At 58.9% G+C, this 14,053-nt stretch carries 15 protein-coding genes; 10 read left to right on the top strand and 5 right to left on the bottom strand.

Annotated elements, in window-relative coordinates:
* Positions 1–159: 159 nt before the first annotated feature.
* The 3 genes from ctaD (at position 160) to ACR0K4_RS06170 (ending at position 3,100) form a co-directional block, all read left to right on the top strand.
* Entirely contained in the window at positions 160–1,818 is a 1,659-nt protein-coding gene (ctaD, locus tag ACR0K4_RS06160) for a cytochrome c oxidase subunit I (protein ID WP_480516145.1), read from the top strand.
* Between the two features lie 142 nt (positions 1,819–1,960).
* Positions 1,961–2,560: a DsbA family protein gene (locus ACR0K4_RS06165; RefSeq protein ID WP_480516143.1), complete on the top strand. Its 600-nt coding sequence runs from the start codon at positions 1,961–1,963 to the stop codon at positions 2,558–2,560.
* 45 nt (positions 2,561–2,605) lie between these two features.
* Positions 2,606–3,100 (top strand): DUF2244 domain-containing protein, encoded by a 495-nt coding sequence (locus ACR0K4_RS06170; RefSeq protein WP_480853259.1) that lies wholly within the window; start codon positions 2,606–2,608, stop codon positions 3,098–3,100.
* Here the strand turns inward: ACR0K4_RS06170 and ACR0K4_RS06175 are convergent, their stop codons facing one another.
* A complete protein-coding gene (locus ACR0K4_RS06175) occupies positions 3,101–3,583 on the bottom strand; it encodes a GatB/YqeY domain-containing protein (protein WP_480516139.1) in 483 nt (160 codons plus the stop codon). It abuts the gene before it with no gap.
* 183 nt (positions 3,584–3,766) lie between these two features.
* On the opposite strand from ACR0K4_RS06175, the gene carA reads away from it, so the two are divergent.
* Complete coding sequence (carA, locus tag ACR0K4_RS06180; protein ID WP_480853260.1) at positions 3,767–4,933, top strand: glutamine-hydrolyzing carbamoyl-phosphate synthase small subunit; 1,167 nt, start codon at positions 3,767–3,769, stop codon at positions 4,931–4,933.
* 80 nt (positions 4,934–5,013) lie between these two features.
* Complete coding sequence (locus ACR0K4_RS06185) at positions 5,014–6,885, top strand: glycosyltransferase (protein WP_480853261.1); 1,872 nt, start codon at positions 5,014–5,016, stop codon at positions 6,883–6,885.
* Positions 6,886–6,891: 6 nt separating this feature from the next.
* Here ACR0K4_RS06185 and ACR0K4_RS06190 read toward each other — a convergent pair whose 3' ends face one another.
* Positions 6,892–7,539 carry a GntR family transcriptional regulator gene (locus ACR0K4_RS06190; RefSeq protein WP_480516133.1) on the bottom strand — a complete coding sequence of 216 codons (648 nt, stop codon included), beginning with the start codon at positions 7,537–7,539 and terminating at the stop codon, positions 6,892–6,894.
* A gap of 100 nt (positions 7,540–7,639) precedes the next feature.
* On the opposite strand from ACR0K4_RS06190, the gene ACR0K4_RS06195 reads away from it, so the two are divergent.
* From ACR0K4_RS06195 to ACR0K4_RS06205, 3 genes are all read left to right on the top strand, one after another.
* Entirely contained in the window at positions 7,640–8,284 is a 645-nt protein-coding gene (locus ACR0K4_RS06195; RefSeq protein ID WP_480516131.1) for a pyrimidine 5'-nucleotidase, read from the top strand.
* Positions 8,285–8,372: 88 nt separating this feature from the next.
* The gene (locus tag ACR0K4_RS06200) at positions 8,373–8,621 is read left to right on the top strand and encodes a hypothetical protein (protein WP_480516129.1); all 249 of its coding nucleotides are present in this window, start codon (positions 8,373–8,375) and stop codon (positions 8,619–8,621) included.
* A 77-nt stretch (positions 8,622–8,698) separates the two neighbouring features.
* On the top strand, positions 8,699–9,895 hold the full coding sequence (locus ACR0K4_RS06205; protein WP_480853262.1) for a UbiH/UbiF family hydroxylase: 1,197 nt from the start codon (positions 8,699–8,701) through the stop codon (positions 9,893–9,895).
* 8 nt (positions 9,896–9,903) lie between these two features.
* On the opposite strand, the gene ACR0K4_RS06210 is transcribed toward ACR0K4_RS06205, so the two are convergent.
* A complete protein-coding gene (locus ACR0K4_RS06210) occupies positions 9,904–11,031 on the bottom strand; it encodes an aminotransferase class V-fold PLP-dependent enzyme (protein ID WP_480853263.1) in 1,128 nt (375 codons plus the stop codon).
* Positions 11,032–11,262: 231 nt separating this feature from the next.
* Here ACR0K4_RS06210 and ACR0K4_RS06215 point away from each other — a divergent pair, with 231 nt between their 5' ends.
* Positions 11,263–11,964: a GntR family transcriptional regulator gene (locus ACR0K4_RS06215; RefSeq protein ID WP_480853264.1), complete on the top strand. Its 702-nt coding sequence runs from the start codon at positions 11,263–11,265 to the stop codon at positions 11,962–11,964.
* A gap of 7 nt (positions 11,965–11,971) precedes the next feature.
* Here ACR0K4_RS06215 and ACR0K4_RS06220 read toward each other — a convergent pair whose 3' ends face one another.
* Both ACR0K4_RS06220 and ACR0K4_RS06225 read right to left on the bottom strand, forming a co-directional pair.
* Entirely contained in the window at positions 11,972–12,430 is a 459-nt protein-coding gene (locus tag ACR0K4_RS06220) for an Lrp/AsnC family transcriptional regulator (RefSeq protein ID WP_480853265.1), read from the bottom strand.
* A complete protein-coding gene (locus tag ACR0K4_RS06225; protein WP_480853266.1) occupies positions 12,427–12,882 on the bottom strand; it encodes an Lrp/AsnC family transcriptional regulator in 456 nt (151 codons plus the stop codon). The genes ACR0K4_RS06220 and ACR0K4_RS06225 overlap by 4 nt, the downstream gene beginning before the upstream one ends.
* Before the next feature lie 131 nt (positions 12,883–13,013).
* On the opposite strand from ACR0K4_RS06225, the gene ilvC reads away from it, so the two are divergent.
* Positions 13,014–14,036 (top strand): ketol-acid reductoisomerase, encoded by a 1,023-nt coding sequence (gene ilvC / locus ACR0K4_RS06230; RefSeq protein ID WP_170652671.1) that lies wholly within the window; start codon positions 13,014–13,016, stop codon positions 14,034–14,036.
* The last annotated feature ends 17 nt before the right edge of the window (positions 14,037–14,053 follow it).

Here is a 14,053-nt window from a genome sequence, read left to right on the forward strand (position 1 = left end):
GACAGAAACGCGCGAGGCATCCCGTACCCCGCGACAATTAATCTTGATCCAGATCAAACTCGACCATTGAAGGTCGCCCCCCCGCATTCTAAAACCAGCAGGAATCCCGCGCGTTGGAGAGGTCCGACTGCGCGGTGTAGTTGCAACAGGAGGCACCTAATGGCAGACGCAGCCATTCATGGTCACGACCATGAAGACCAGCGCGGATTCTTCACGCGCTGGTTCATGTCGACCAACCACAAGGACATCGGGATTCTCTACCTGATCTTCTCGGCGCTGGCCGGGTTTATCTCGGTAGCGATGACCGTCTATATGCGGCTTGAGCTGATGCACCCCGGTGTTCAGTACATGTGCCTCGAAGGGTTCATGGCCGACCCTTGTACACCAAACGGGCACCTGTGGAACGTGATGATCACCTATCACGGTGTTCTAATGATGTTCTTCGTTGTCATCCCCGCCCTGTTCGGCGGTTTTGGCAACTATTTCATGCCGTTGCAGATCGGCGCGCCGGATATGGCGTTCCCGCGGATGAACAACCTGTCCTTCTGGCTGTATGTGGCCGGTACCTCGCTGGGTGTGGCCTCGCTGCTGTCTCCGGGCGGGAATGACCAGCTCGGCTCGGGCGTAGGCTGGGTGCTTTACCCACCGCTATCCACGACCGAGGGCGGCATGTCCATGGACCTTGCGATCTTTGCCGTGCACGTTTCGGGCGCCTCCTCGATCCTCGGCGCGATCAATATGATCACCACCTTCCTGAACATGCGTGCCCCGGGCATGACCCTGTTCAAGGTGCCGCTGTTCAGCTGGTCGATCTTCGTCACCTCTTGGCTGATTCTGTTGTCCCTGCCGGTTCTGGCAGGCGCGATCACCATGCTGCTGATGGACCGCAACTTTGGCTTCACCTTCTTTGATCCCGCCGGCGGTGGCGATCCGATCCTGTATCAGCACATCCTGTGGTTCTTCGGCCACCCCGAAGTGTACATCGTGATCCTGCCCGGCTTCGGCATCATCAGCCACGTGATCGCGACCTTCGCGCGCAAGCCGATCTTTGGCTACCTGCCGATGGTCTGGGCGATCATCGCGATTGGTGTGCTGGGCTTCGTCGTGTGGGCGCACCACATGTACACCGTTGGCATGTCGCTGCGTCAGCAGGCCTATTTCATGCTGGCCACAATGGTCATTGCGGTGCCCACGGGCGTTAAGGTCTTCTCGTGGATCGCGACCATGTGGGGCGGCTCGATCGAGTTCAAAACCCCCATGCTGTTCGCCTTCGGCTTCCTGTTCCTGTTCACCGTTGGCGGTGTGACCGGTGTGGTTCTGAGCCAAGCCGGTGTGGACCGTGCCTATCACGACACGTACTACGTGGTGGCACACTTCCACTATGTGATGAGCCTGGGTGCCGTCTTTGCGATTTTCGCTGGCGTGTACTTCTATTTCTCGAAGATGACGGGCCGTCAGTATTCCGAGTTCTGGGGCAAAATCCACTTCTGGATGTTCTTCATCGGCGCCAACCTGACCTTCTTCCCGCAGCACTTCCTGGGCCGTCAGGGCATGCCGCGCCGGTATATCGACTATCCCGAAGCGTTCGCACAGTGGAACTTCGTTTCGTCGATCGGTGCGTTCGTATCCTTCGCTTCGTTCCTGCTGTTCTTCGGCATCGTGATCTACGCGCTGATGCGTGGCGCGCGTGAGACCCGTCCGAACCCGTGGAACGAATATGCTGACACGCTGGAATGGACCCTGCCCTCGCCGCCGCCCGAACACACGTTCGAGCAGTTGCCCAAGCAGGAAGACTGGGACAAGGGCCACGCGCACTGATCCCTGATCAAACCCAAATGAAACCCCGCCAAACCGGCGGGGTTTTCTCTTTGCACAGCCTTAAGGCGTCGCACGGTCGCCAGAACCGAAAAAATCCGCTATTCTGTTACGGGCACGACATCCGGCAAACCGGAGGGGTCACATGCCTGAAATTGACTTCTGGTACTCCATAGGCAGCACTTACAGCTTCCTGACGGTTACACGCCTAAGCGCTTGGTGCGCCGAACATGACGCCACCGTCAACTGGCGTCCGTTCAATGTGCGCACCGTGATGTCACAGCAGCAGAATATTCCCTTCGCGGGCAAACCTGCGAAATCGGCCTACATGTGGCGCGATATAGAACGCCGTGCGGCCAAGTATCGTATCCATGCCAACCTGCCCGCGCCCTACCCGATCTCGGACCTTGCCCTTGCCAATCAGGTGGCTCTGCTTGGAATGGTGGATGACTGGGGCCAGTCTTTCACGCAATCGCTTTATCGAATCTGGTTCGAAGACGGGGTCGAAGCCGGATCCGAGGCCGCCATATCCGAGGCACTGCTGCGATGCCAACAAGATCCCCGTCTCATGCTGGCCCGAGCACGCAGCCCTGACGCGGCTGCAGCCCTTGAAAAGGAAACGGAAACCGCCATCAAACTGGGAATTTTCGGCGCGCCAAGTTTTGTTGTGCGCGGTGAGGTTTTCTGGGGAGATGACAGGTTGGACGACGCTTTGTCATGGTCCCGCGTGGGACATGTCGTCTGACATTTTGGCTTTTGCCCACGGCACGCTTTACGCTAATTCTCAATCATGCCCTATCATTGGAAACAGACCTCGGACACGGAACAGGAACTGCGTCTTTGGCCGCATAACTCACTGCCGCCGCGCGGGGCCATGGGGGTCGTTCTGGCCGTCTTCCTGTTCGGTCTCATTCCGTTGATGGCCGTGCTGGGATCGGTACTCTTGTGGGGCTTGCTGCCGTTCCTGCTGATCACTGTTCTGGGTTTATGGTTGGCCTTCGAGGCCAATTACCGCGCGCGCCGGGTGTTCGAGGTACTGACCCTGACCGGAACACAAGCGCATCTAATTCACGTCACCCCTCGGAAACCGCCTCTGGAATGGCATTGCAACCGGTATTGGGCACGCCCCGAGATGCACACTCATGGTGGCCCTGTCCCACATTACGTGACCCTGATCGGAGATGGCCGAGAGGTCGAAATCGGCGCATTCCTGTCCGAAGACGAGCGGATCGCGCTGTATTATGATCTGAGCCAGAAACTGCGCGACCCTGCCGCGCAGGAATAATCAGCCGCCGCTGGACGCTGCGCACAGATGGTCTTTGACCATCGGACCAACCTTGCCGAAATCCATCTGGCCGGTATAGCGCGTCTTCAGCTCGCCCATGACCTTGCCCATATCCCGGATCGACCCCGCGCCGGTGGCGGTGATGGCGGTCTGTATCGCCTTGCTGACCTCATCCTCGTCCAGCTGCTTGGGCAGAAATTCCTCGATCACTTCAACCTCGCGCAGTTCGCGCTCGGCCAGATCCAATCGTCCGCCCTCTTCATAGGCGCGCGCGCTTTCCTTGCGCTGCTTGGTCATTTTGCCAAGAATCTCAAGAACCTCGGAATCGCCGCAGCCCTTGGCTTCTTCGTTGTCCGATGCCCGAGACGCAATATCCCGATCCTTGATCGCAGCATTGATCAGGCGCAACGTCGACAGACGCTCGGCCTCTTTGTCTTTCATTGCTTGCTTCAGGGCAGAGTTCACCCGCGAACGCATATCCATATGGTCTGTCCATCCCCATGACAAAGGAACCCCGACCATATCGAAACAAAAAGCGAGGCACAACCGGAGATGAATACGGCTAAGGCATTGATTTATATAGATAGCCCAAAAATTGAACAGGCTTGACCCAAGCGCCCAACCCCCTTAGGTATGCGCCGGTTTACCTTGCAGGAGAGTCGCGCCATGGCCCAGAACGCCCCGTCCAAGCCCACCGCATGTCTGGCACTGGCTGATGGAACATTGTTCTACGGCGTTGGCTTCGGCGCCACCGGCCAGACCGTGGCCGAGCTGTGTTTCAACACCGCCATGACCGGTTATCAGGAGATCATGACCGATCCCTCGTACGCGGGCCAGATTGTGACTTTCACCTTCCCCCATATCGGCAATGTCGGCGTGAACCCCGAAGATGACGAAACCGGCGATCCGGTGGCTGCTGGCATGGTGGTCAAATGGGACCCGACAGAGCCATCCAACTGGCGCTCGGCAGAAGAGTTGAAAAGCTGGTTGGCGCGTCGTGGCCGCATCGCCATCGGCGGCGTCGACACCCGCCGCCTGACCCGCGCCATTCGTCAGCAGGGCGCGCCGCATGTGGCACTGGCCCATGACCCCGACGGCAATTTCGACATCGAAGCTCTGGTCGCCGCCGCGCGCGGTTTTGCCGGGCTGGAAGGTATGGATCTGGCCAAGGATGTCACCTGCGCCCAAAGCTATCGCTGGGATGAGATGCGTTGGGCGTGGCCCGATGGCTACCAGCGGCAGGAAGCGCCTGTGCACAAGGTCGTGGCGCTGGATTTCGGGGCCAAGCGCAACATCCTGCGCTGTCTCGCCTCGGCTGGTTGTGATGTGACCGTCCTGCCCGCCACCGCCACGGCTGCGGAGGTTCTGGCGCATAATCCCGATGGCGTGTTCCTGTCCAACGGCCCCGGCGACCCGGCCGCCACCGGCGAATATGCCGTGCCGATGATCAAGGAGGTTCTGGACACCACCGACCTGCCGGTCTTTGGCATTTGCCTTGGGCACCAGATGCTGGCGCTGGCCCTGGGTGGTCAGACCGTCAAGATGAACCACGGCCACCACGGCGCGAACCATCCGGTCAAGGATCTGGAAACCGGCAAGGTCGAGATCACCTCGATGAACCACGGATTTGCCGTGGATACGCAATCCCTGCCCGAGGGTGTCATGGAAACGCACCGCTCGCTGTTCGATGGCTCGAACTGCGGTATCCGCATGACCGATCGCCCGGTTTATTCGGTGCAGTACCACCCCGAGGCATCACCCGGCCCTCAGGACAGTTTTTATCTGTTCGAACGCTTCGCAGAAGCCATGGCCGGGCGAAAAGCACAGGCTTAACCTCACCTTTATCAATGTTAACCGCGCGTTAACCCTAATGCCGCAAACCTGCCATGCGTTAACCATGGCAGGATGTACCAGTGGGCGAACTGAATTTACCAACTGCGGCGCGTAGCGAACCAATTGACAGCAGGCAGGCGCCCGAGCGTCTGGGCACCTGCCTGCTGAACCGCGGCACGATCACACCGGAACAACTGACACAAGCGCTGGATCTGCAGGACAGCCAAGATGCCCCGGTTGGTGAGATACTGGTGGGTCAGGGCTGGGTTTCGCGGCAGGAAGTTGTGGCAGCGCTGTCCGACCAAAGCGGTTTGCAGATTGCCGATCTTGCGCAGACACCCCCGACGCCAGAGCTGTGCAATATCATGCCCGTTGCGTTCTGGCTGTCGCACAACGTGGTGCCTTGGATGCGGGTGGGGCCGATATTGCTGATCGCAACCGCGCGGCCTGACCGGTTCTCCACGATTGTCGCAGCTATGGCAGGCAATGGGCTGACCGTTGTCCCTGTTTTGGCGGAAAGCGATCAGATTGATCAGGCAATCGCCCGTTGCCATGCTGTGCCACTGGCCCAAGCCGCCGAGACGCGGGTCACCCCCGAGCAGAGCTGCCGAAACTGGACAATCCGCCCACACTCAACCGTCTTTGCCTGCCTGATGCTGCTGGGCGCCTTGTTTGCCGTCTTTCCTGTCACGGGTCTTGGTTTGGTGCTGGCTGTCACGGTTGCAACTTTGGTTCTCTTTCTGTTGCTTCGACTTGCGGGCCTTGTGGCTTACCTGACGCCGCGCAGGGTGACGTCGGAACACACACAGATTGCGCCGTCAAAACTGCCCTGTGTCTCTGTTCTGGTTCCGCTTTATAAAGAGCGTGAAATCGCGGATGTGCTGATTGCCCGGTTGCAGCGGCTGACCTATCCCAAAACGCTGCTCGACGTCATCCTCGTGCTAGAAGAAGACGATGAAGTCACCCGCTCTGCGCTGGAGTGTCTGACGCTGCCAAGCTGGATCCGTGCGCTCGAAGTGCCAAAACTGGGTGATCTGACCACGAAGCCTCGGGCGATGAACTACGCGCTGGATTTCTGCCGGGGCGATATTCTGGGCGTTTGGGATGCCGAGGACGCCCCCGTCCCCGATCAGATCGAAACGGTGGTGCACCATTTCTCAAATGCTGCGGAAGATGTCGTCTGTCTTCAGGGGATGCTGGATTACTACAACCCCCGCACAAACTGGCGCGCGCGCTGTTTCACCATCGAATATAATGGTTGGTTTCGCATCATCCTCAGGGGCATTGCACGGCTGGGCCTGGTTGTTCCTCTTGGTGGAACAACCTTTTTCTTTCGGCGCGACAAGCTGTTGGAGCTGGGAGGCTGGGACGCGCATAACGTCACCGAGGATGCCGATTTGGGCGTGCGGTTGAGCCGGGCTGGCTATCGGACCGAAATCATCGATACCACAACTTATGAAGAGGCCAATTTCCGTGCCTGGCCATGGGTCAAGCAGCGGTCTCGCTGGCTGAAGGGGTTCATGGTCACCTACCTCGTGCATATGCGCACGCCCCGCCTTTTGCTGAAAGAGCTTGGGCTTGTGCGCTTTCTGGGCGTTCAGGCTTTCTTTCTCGGCACGTTGGGTCAGTTTCTGCTGGCCCCGGTCCTTTGGGCGTTCTGGCTTGTGCTACTGGGCCTGCCCCACCCGTTTCACGCCGTCCTGACGCCCGAGATGCTGAATGGTCTGATCTATCTGTTTCTGGCGGCCGAGGCGGCAAACTTCATCGTTGGCGCTTTGGGCGTGATTGCCGGGCAAAAGCGGTTTCTTTTGCCATGGGTGCCCACAATGATGCTGTATTACCCGATGGGCGTTCTGGCTGCCTATAAAGCCTTGTGGGAACTGGTGGTGAACCCGTTTTTCTGGGACAAAACCCAGCATGGTCACGCGGGTGAAGAACCGGCGACCCCTTAAGTGATCCTATTTCTCACGCCGCACGGCATCCTGTTTGAGCCGGGTCATGAATGCCACCGAAATATGATCCTGCAGGGCTTTCGCGGCTCCGTCCTCATCACGCGCGGCGATGGCATCGACTATGGCCTTGTGTTCGTTCTGGGCGATTTCGCCCCGGCCCTGTACCGCCAACGAAGTCGTCGCCATCAGCGCCATAGTCCGGTGTACAAGGTCCAGCTGTTGCACAAGATACCGGTTATGCGAGGCCAGATGGATCTGTTCATGAAACCGGCGATTTGCACGTGACAGAGCCGTGGGATCGTTCACCAACTGATCATCTGCCTCGACCATATCCTGCAGAACCCTGATCTCTTCCTCGGTCGCATGCTTGGCCGCCAGTCTGGCCGCCAGCCCTTCCAATTCGCGACGGACCACGTACAGCTCGGCCATTTGGTTGTGATCCAGCGAAGCCACGATCAGCGATCGCCCGTCCCGCTCCAGCAGCGATTGCGTTTCAAGCCTCTGCAGGGCTTCGCGGATCGGTGTGCGCGAGACTCCGAAACGCTCGGCCAACTCGCTTTCCACCAATCGGTCACCGGGCTTGTAAACGCCCACGTCGATCGCTTCGAGAATCAGGCTATAGGCATCTTTGGTGGGATGTTTCGATTGGGGCATCGGGTGTTTTATCTCCTCGTTCGGACCTGTCTATCCGGCCCGCGCCCCCGCAATCAAGTGTGGCATTGAAAACCGCGCCCGGGAGGCCTAAACCGAAATCATGGTCAAACCCGCTTTTTCCCACGTCACCCAATGGGTGTTCGACCTCGACAACACGCTATATCCGCCACATATGCGCCTGTTCGATCAGATCGAGGTTCTGATGACGGATTACGTCGTGCGCGCCATCGGTGTGGACCGGGCCGAAGCGGATCGGCTGCGATCACATTACTGGCGCGAATACGGTACCACTCTGGCCGGTCTGATGGCGGAACATGATCTGGACCCCGACCCGTATCTGCACGCAGTGCATCAGGTCGATATGAGCCATATGGACCCCGACGCGGAACTGGCCGATCACATCCGGTCCCTACCCGGTCGCCGCATCGTCTATACCAATGGCAGCGCCCCATATGCCGAGCGGGTTCTAGATGCTCGTGGCCTGAGCGGCTTGTTCGATGCAATCTACGGGATCGAGCACGCGCAATACCGGCCAAAACCGCAAAAGGCCGCGTTCGAGGCGATCTTCGCACAGGATGGAATTGACGCCGGACTGGCGGCAATGTTCGAAGATGATCCCCGCAATCTTGCGGCCCCACATGAGATGGGAATGCGCACCGTTCACGTCGCGCCCGACCCCCATGAGGCCGATCACATTCATCATCACACCGACGATCTGACCGCATTTCTGGGCCGCCTGCGATAGGCTGTCACACTGCGACGATCTGCACATCCTGCAGGCGTGGGCTTGCCCCTATATGCGCAGGAGCGACGAACAGAACCGGAGAAACCCCATGAGCGCGACCGATACATTTCGGCGCCTGCCCGTCTGGCAGCGCCTGTTATTTGCGATTCCCCTGTTTGGCTGGATGGCCCGCGACGCCGCTCATGGCGAGGGCGAAGACTGGGGCTATACCGCGCTTGCGATCTTCAGCATGTGGGGATGTTCGGTCATGCTGTTCGGGTTACCGGGGCTTTATATCCCTGCCCTTATGATGGTGCCGGTGATGTACCTGATTCTGATCCTGATCTCGCGCGGCTGATGCACGGGACAGGATGTCACTTGGCACCCGGTTCAGAACCGCTCTAGGGTCTGCGCCAGAGTACGGAGGCCAAGGTCATGACAGATAGCTGCGACATCCTGATTTCCGGTGGCGGCATCGCCGGACTGACCGCTGCCGCCGCGTTTGGTGCCGCCGGGTTCGACGTGATCTGCGTTGACCCCACACCGCCAATCACCGAGCGGGATGTTGACGGGTCAGACCTGCGCACCACCGCGTTTCTGCAGCCTGCCCATGGCTTGCTGGAGCAATGCGGTCTCTGGGCTCGGTTGGATGCCCATGCAGCCCCCTTGCAAATCATGCGGATCGTGGACGCGGGCGGCGACGTGCCGGAACCTCGCGTGGTGCGCGATTTCAATGCTGCCGACATCTCGGACCAGCCCTTTGGCTGGAACCTTCCCAACTGGCTACTGCGGCGCGAAATGGTGGCCCGGCTGGCCGAACTGCCCAATGTTGATTTCCGACCCGGCACCGGCACCGTCAGCCTGTTCACCCGCACCAATGAGGCCCGCGTCGGCCTGAGCGATGGCAGTCGCATCCGGTGCAAGCTTGTGGTGGCCGCCGATGGGCGCAATTCACCCATGCGCGAAGCAGCGGGAATTGATGTGCGCACCACGCGCTATGGACAGAAGGCACTGGCCTTTGCGGTCACTCACCCCACCCCGCATGAGAATATTTCGACGGAAATCCACCGTTCGGGCGGCCCTTTCACGCTGGTGCCCCTGCCGGATTGGCAGAATCAGCCGTCCTCGGCAATCGTCTGGATGGAACGCGGTCCGCGCGCTGTGGAACTGCTGAACCTTGAGGACACGGCATTCGAAGCGGCGATGACCGAACGCTCCTGCGGGTTGTTCGGGCCGCTGAAGCTGGCTTCGCGCCGGACCATCTGGCCGATAATCACCCAGTCGGCGGAGCGGCTGTCGGGCGAACGCGTCGCCCTGATGGCCGAGGCCGCGCATGTGGTGCCCCCCATCGGCGCGCAGGGGCTGAATATGTCACTGGGTGATCTGCGCAGCCTGCTGGACCTGGCGCAGGTCCGCCCCGAGGGATTGGGCGACGCGCAAATGCTGCAGGCTTATCACAAGGCGCGCCACACCGAGATCGAACTGCGTGTCAAAGGTATTGATCTTCTGAACCGCGCCTCGATGATCGAGACACGACCGCTGCGCGATGCGCGGGCGATGGGGCTGAACGCGCTGTATTCCCTGCCACCCGTGCGCAAAACTCTGATGCAGATGGGTCTCGGCGTGCGCTGAGGCGGTGCCTAAACCACCTGATCCAGAACCCGCCGCAGACGCGCAATCGTGCCCTCCACGTCATACAGTTTATCAAGGCCGAACAGACCCAGACGGAAGGTGCTGAACCCCTCGGGCTCGTCGCATTGCAAAGGCACCCCCGCCGCGATTTGCATCCCCTGAGCGGCAAATTTCTTGCCATTCTGTACCTCCGGGTCCGACGTATAGCTCACCACGACACCCGGCGCTCCGAATCCGTCGGCAGCGACAGAAACGATGCCTTTGTCCTTCAACATCGCCCGCACGCCGTCACCCAAGGCCCACTGCGCGTCGCGCAGCTTTTCAAAGCCATAATCGCGGGTTTCAACCATCGTATCCCGGAATGCCCGGAGCGCATCCGTCGGCATGGTAGCGTGGTAGGCATGCCCGCCCGCTTCATAGGCCTGCATGATCTGTCGCCACTTCTTCAGATCGATGGCGAAACTATCCGAGTCCGTCTCCTGCAACCGCGCTTCGGCACGCTCCGACAGCATAACCAACCCGGCACAGGGCGACGCGCTCCACCCTTTTTGCGGGGCCGAGATCAGAACATCCACACCGGTCGCCTTCATGTCGATCCAGGCACACCCCGATGCGATACAGTCCAGAACCATCAGCGCGCCGACCTCATGGGCAGCCTCCGCCATCGCGGTGACGTAGTCATCGGGCAGGATCACACCAGCCGAAGTTTCCACATGCGGTGCAAAAACGATCTGGGGCCGCTGTTCCCGAATGGTCGCAACCACCTCATCAATCGGTGCCGGGGCAAAAGGAGACGGGCTGGAATTGCCCGTTTGTCGCGCTTTGAGAACGGTGGTGGTTTCGGTCAATGCCCCGGATTCAAATATCTGGCTCCACCGGTAGGAGAACCAACCGTTGCGCACCACAACAGCCGTCGCCCCACGCGCAAACTGACGCGCCACGGCTTCCATGCCGTAGGTCCCGCCCCCCGGGATCACCGCAACCCCATCCGCGTTGTAAACCGCACACAACATGTCCGAGATATCCCGCATGACCTGCTGAAAGCTTGCAGACATATGATTGAGAGACCGATCGGTAAACACGACCGAGAATTCTTCCAGGCCATCCGGGTCCACAGTTTCCAGCAGTGCAGGCATTTTAGCGTCCTTTCCAGTTTCACAAATGTTTTGCACGCTCGGGTCTTGCCGGTAAAGCGCTAATCCTTGGGGAAGGTTGACCCTAGGGAACCTTCAACCTGAGGTTTTAATTGAGGAAATCCTATGCAACAAATAGCCGAGATGACGCTAACCAGTGTCACCACCTCTTTACACTATGACGTGTTTCTGAACAGATACACTCACTTTGAACTTGAATGGATTAAGTAACTCGTGACTTTGCAAAAGCGCATTAGTTTTCAGGTTGTTCGGGATGAAGTTAAACGACGGATCGAAGCCCGCATCTGGCCACAGGGCTCGCTTCTTCCGACAGAAACCCAGTTGGCCGAAGAATTCAACTGTGCCCGCGCCACGGTCAACCGCGCACTTCGGGAATTGGCTGAACAGGGGTTCGTCGAACGCAAGCGCAAAAGCGGAACGCGCGTCAAGAAAGAGCCACGCAAACAAGCCAAGCTGGAGATTTCGCTGGCCCGGCAAGAGGTTGAAAACCAAAATTCCACCTACCGCTATGCCCTGGTCGAACGCAACGTGGTCAACAGCCCGGGCTGGCTGACATCACAGATGAATGTGCAACCCGGTGCCCGGGTCCTGCATGTGATCTGCATGCACTATGCCGATAACCGCCCCTTCCAGCTTGAGGAACGCTGGATCAACATCGACACAGTTCCGGAAATCGAACAAGCCGATCTGAAAACCTCGGGCCCGCATGAGTGGTTGTTGAACACCGCCCCTTTCACCGAAGCCGAGATCGCGTTTTGCGCCGTCTCCGCCGATGCCCGGCTAGCCGAGTTTATGGGCACCACCGCTGGCGCATCCATGATCCAACTGGAACGTACCACATGGAAAGACGGGCAACCCATGACATTCGCCCGTATGACCCATCACCCGGGTTTTCGGCTCCGCACCAAATACTGAATTGGCGCTATCCGATCGGACCGGGCAGTCGTTCTTCGCTCAGCAACACGTTGGCTTCGACCTCGCCCGCGCCCGGCAAAGTCATGATGCGTCGTCGTAAAACACGTTCGAAATCCGACAGATCCCGCGCAACAACCCGCAATCTGTAATCGTACAAACCCAGCACATGTTCCACCGTCTGGACTTCGGGAATGGCGCTGACGGCACGCTCGAAATCTTCCAGACTGACATGCCCCTTGCGGGCCAGCTTAACCCCCAGAAAGACGGTCACCCCAAAGCCCAAAGCTTCGGCATTCAGACGCAATCGACGGCCAGCAATGACACCCGCCTCCTCCAACCGCCGAATACGCCGCCACGTAGCAGGCTGAGACAGCCCAAACCGACGCCCCAACGCCCCTGCACTTTGCGTCGCATCCTGAACCAGCGCCCGTAAAATCCTGCGGTCTGTTCCATCCAATTCGATCATACCGGCAAAGCCTCGTCACGTTTGAGACGCGTGATATGCATCAGCGCTTCGATATCCGCGATATGAGGCAACGTCAGAATCCTATCGCGGTAGACCTGCTGATAATGCGCCATATCTCGCGCCAGAACAGATAACCTTACATCCACCCGGCCCAGAAAAGTCTGGATCTCGATCACTTCGGCCACATCACGCGCGGCTTCTGTGAAATCGTCAAATGCCCGCGCCTGCGTCTTGTCCAGCGTGATGCGTAGCGACACCTCCACCGCATATCCCAACGCCGCCCAGTCAATCACGGCCTCCTGCCCCTCAATAACGCCTGATGCCTGCATCTTTTCGATCCGCCGCCAACAAACCCCCTGACTGATCCGACAGCGATCAGCCAAATCCGCCACTGTCAGGCTGGGCTCGGCCTGAAAATGCCGCAGAATACGTCGATCGATGTCATCAAGCATGATTTTCACAAAACTTCGAAATTCCGAGAATGATTCTTCATCTTTTCCTCAAATACTCAATCCCAACGCTATCGCCAATACCCCGACTTCAGGATAAAAGCACCGCAATCGAAACAGAAAGGACCGGCAACATGCGCGTCTATTATGATCGCGATTGCGATATCAACCTGATCAAAGACAAAAAAGTGGCCATCCTGGGCTATGGTTCGCAAGGTCACGCCCATGCGCTGAACCTGCGCGACTCGGGCGCCAAGAACCTTGTCGTCGCGCTGCGCGAAGGGTCGGCCTCGGCCAAGAAAGCCGAAGCGGAAGGTCTGGAAGTCATGGGCATCGCCGAAGCGGCGGCCTGGTGCGACCTGATCATGTTCACCATGCCCGACGAATTGCAGGCCGAGACCTACAAGAAATACGTGCATGACAACATCAAGCCCGGAGCTGCCATCGCATTTGCCCACGGCCTGAACGTCCATTTCGGCCTGATCGAGCCGAAAGAGGGCGTCGACGTCATCATGATGGCCCCCAAAGGCCCCGGCCACACCGTACGCGGCGAATACACCAAAGGCGGCGGCGTGCCCTGTCTGGTGGCCGTTGACAAAGACGAAACCGGCAAAGCGCTGGAAATTGGCCTGTCCTATTGCTCGGCCATCGGCGGCGGTCGTTCGGGCATCATCGAAACCAACTTCCGCGAAGAATGCGAAACCGACCTGTTCGGTGAGCAGGCCGTTCTGTGCGGCGGTCTGGTTGAACTGATCCGCTGCGGCTTTGAAACGCTGGTCGAAGCCGGTTACGCGCCCGAAATGGCCTATTTCGAATGTCTGCACGAAGTGAAGCTGATCGTTGACCTGATCTACGAAGGCGGCATTGCCAACATGGATTACTCGATCTCGAACACCGCCGAGTACGGCCAGTACGTCACCGGCCCGCGTATCCTGAAATATGACGAGACCAAAGCGCGTATGAAAGAGGTCCTCAGCGACATTCAGCAGGGCAAGTTCGTTCGCGACTTCATGCTGGAAAACGCCGTTGGCCAGCCGACCATCAAAGCATCGCGCCGTGCCAATGACGAGCACATGATCGAAGAAACCGGCGCGAAACTGCGCGCCATGATGCCTTGGATCTCGGCCGGCAAAATGGTCGACAAAGAAAAGAACTGAGGCGTTCAGCGTTTGAT

The sequence above is a fragment of the Ruegeria sp. K11 genome, assembly GCF_056531905.1.

What these genes read in the sequence shown, in the direction of transcription:
- ctaD (WP_480516145.1), top strand. Translation starts at nt 160, where the DNA reads ATGGCAGACGCAGCCATTCATGGTCACGACCATGAAGACCAGCGCGGA.
- ACR0K4_RS06165 (WP_480516143.1), top strand. Translation starts at nt 1,961, where the DNA reads ATGCCTGAAATTGACTTCTGGTACTCCATAGGCAGCACTTACAGCTTC.
- ACR0K4_RS06170 (WP_480853259.1), top strand. Translation starts at nt 2,606, where the DNA reads ATGCCCTATCATTGGAAACAGACCTCGGACACGGAACAGGAACTGCGT.
- ACR0K4_RS06175 (WP_480516139.1), bottom strand. Translation starts at nt 3,583, where the DNA reads ATGGATATGCGTTCGCGGGTGAACTCTGCCCTGAAGCAAGCAATGAAA.
- carA (WP_480853260.1), top strand. Translation starts at nt 3,767, where the DNA reads ATGGCCCAGAACGCCCCGTCCAAGCCCACCGCATGTCTGGCACTGGCT.
- ACR0K4_RS06190 (WP_480516133.1), bottom strand. Translation starts at nt 7,539, where the DNA reads ATGCCCCAATCGAAACATCCCACCAAAGATGCCTATAGCCTGATTCTC.
- ACR0K4_RS06195 (WP_480516131.1), top strand. Translation starts at nt 7,640, where the DNA reads ATGGTCAAACCCGCTTTTTCCCACGTCACCCAATGGGTGTTCGACCTC.
- ACR0K4_RS06200 (WP_480516129.1), top strand. Translation starts at nt 8,373, where the DNA reads ATGAGCGCGACCGATACATTTCGGCGCCTGCCCGTCTGGCAGCGCCTG.
- ACR0K4_RS06205 (WP_480853262.1), top strand. Translation starts at nt 8,699, where the DNA reads ATGACAGATAGCTGCGACATCCTGATTTCCGGTGGCGGCATCGCCGGA.
- ACR0K4_RS06210 (WP_480853263.1), bottom strand. Translation starts at nt 11,031, where the DNA reads ATGCCTGCACTGCTGGAAACTGTGGACCCGGATGGCCTGGAAGAATTC.
- ACR0K4_RS06220 (WP_480853265.1), bottom strand. Translation starts at nt 12,430, where the DNA reads ATGATCGAATTGGATGGAACAGACCGCAGGATTTTACGGGCGCTGGTT.
- ACR0K4_RS06225 (WP_480853266.1), bottom strand. Translation starts at nt 12,882, where the DNA reads ATGCTTGATGACATCGATCGACGTATTCTGCGGCATTTTCAGGCCGAG.
- ilvC (WP_170652671.1), top strand. Translation starts at nt 13,014, where the DNA reads ATGCGCGTCTATTATGATCGCGATTGCGATATCAACCTGATCAAAGAC.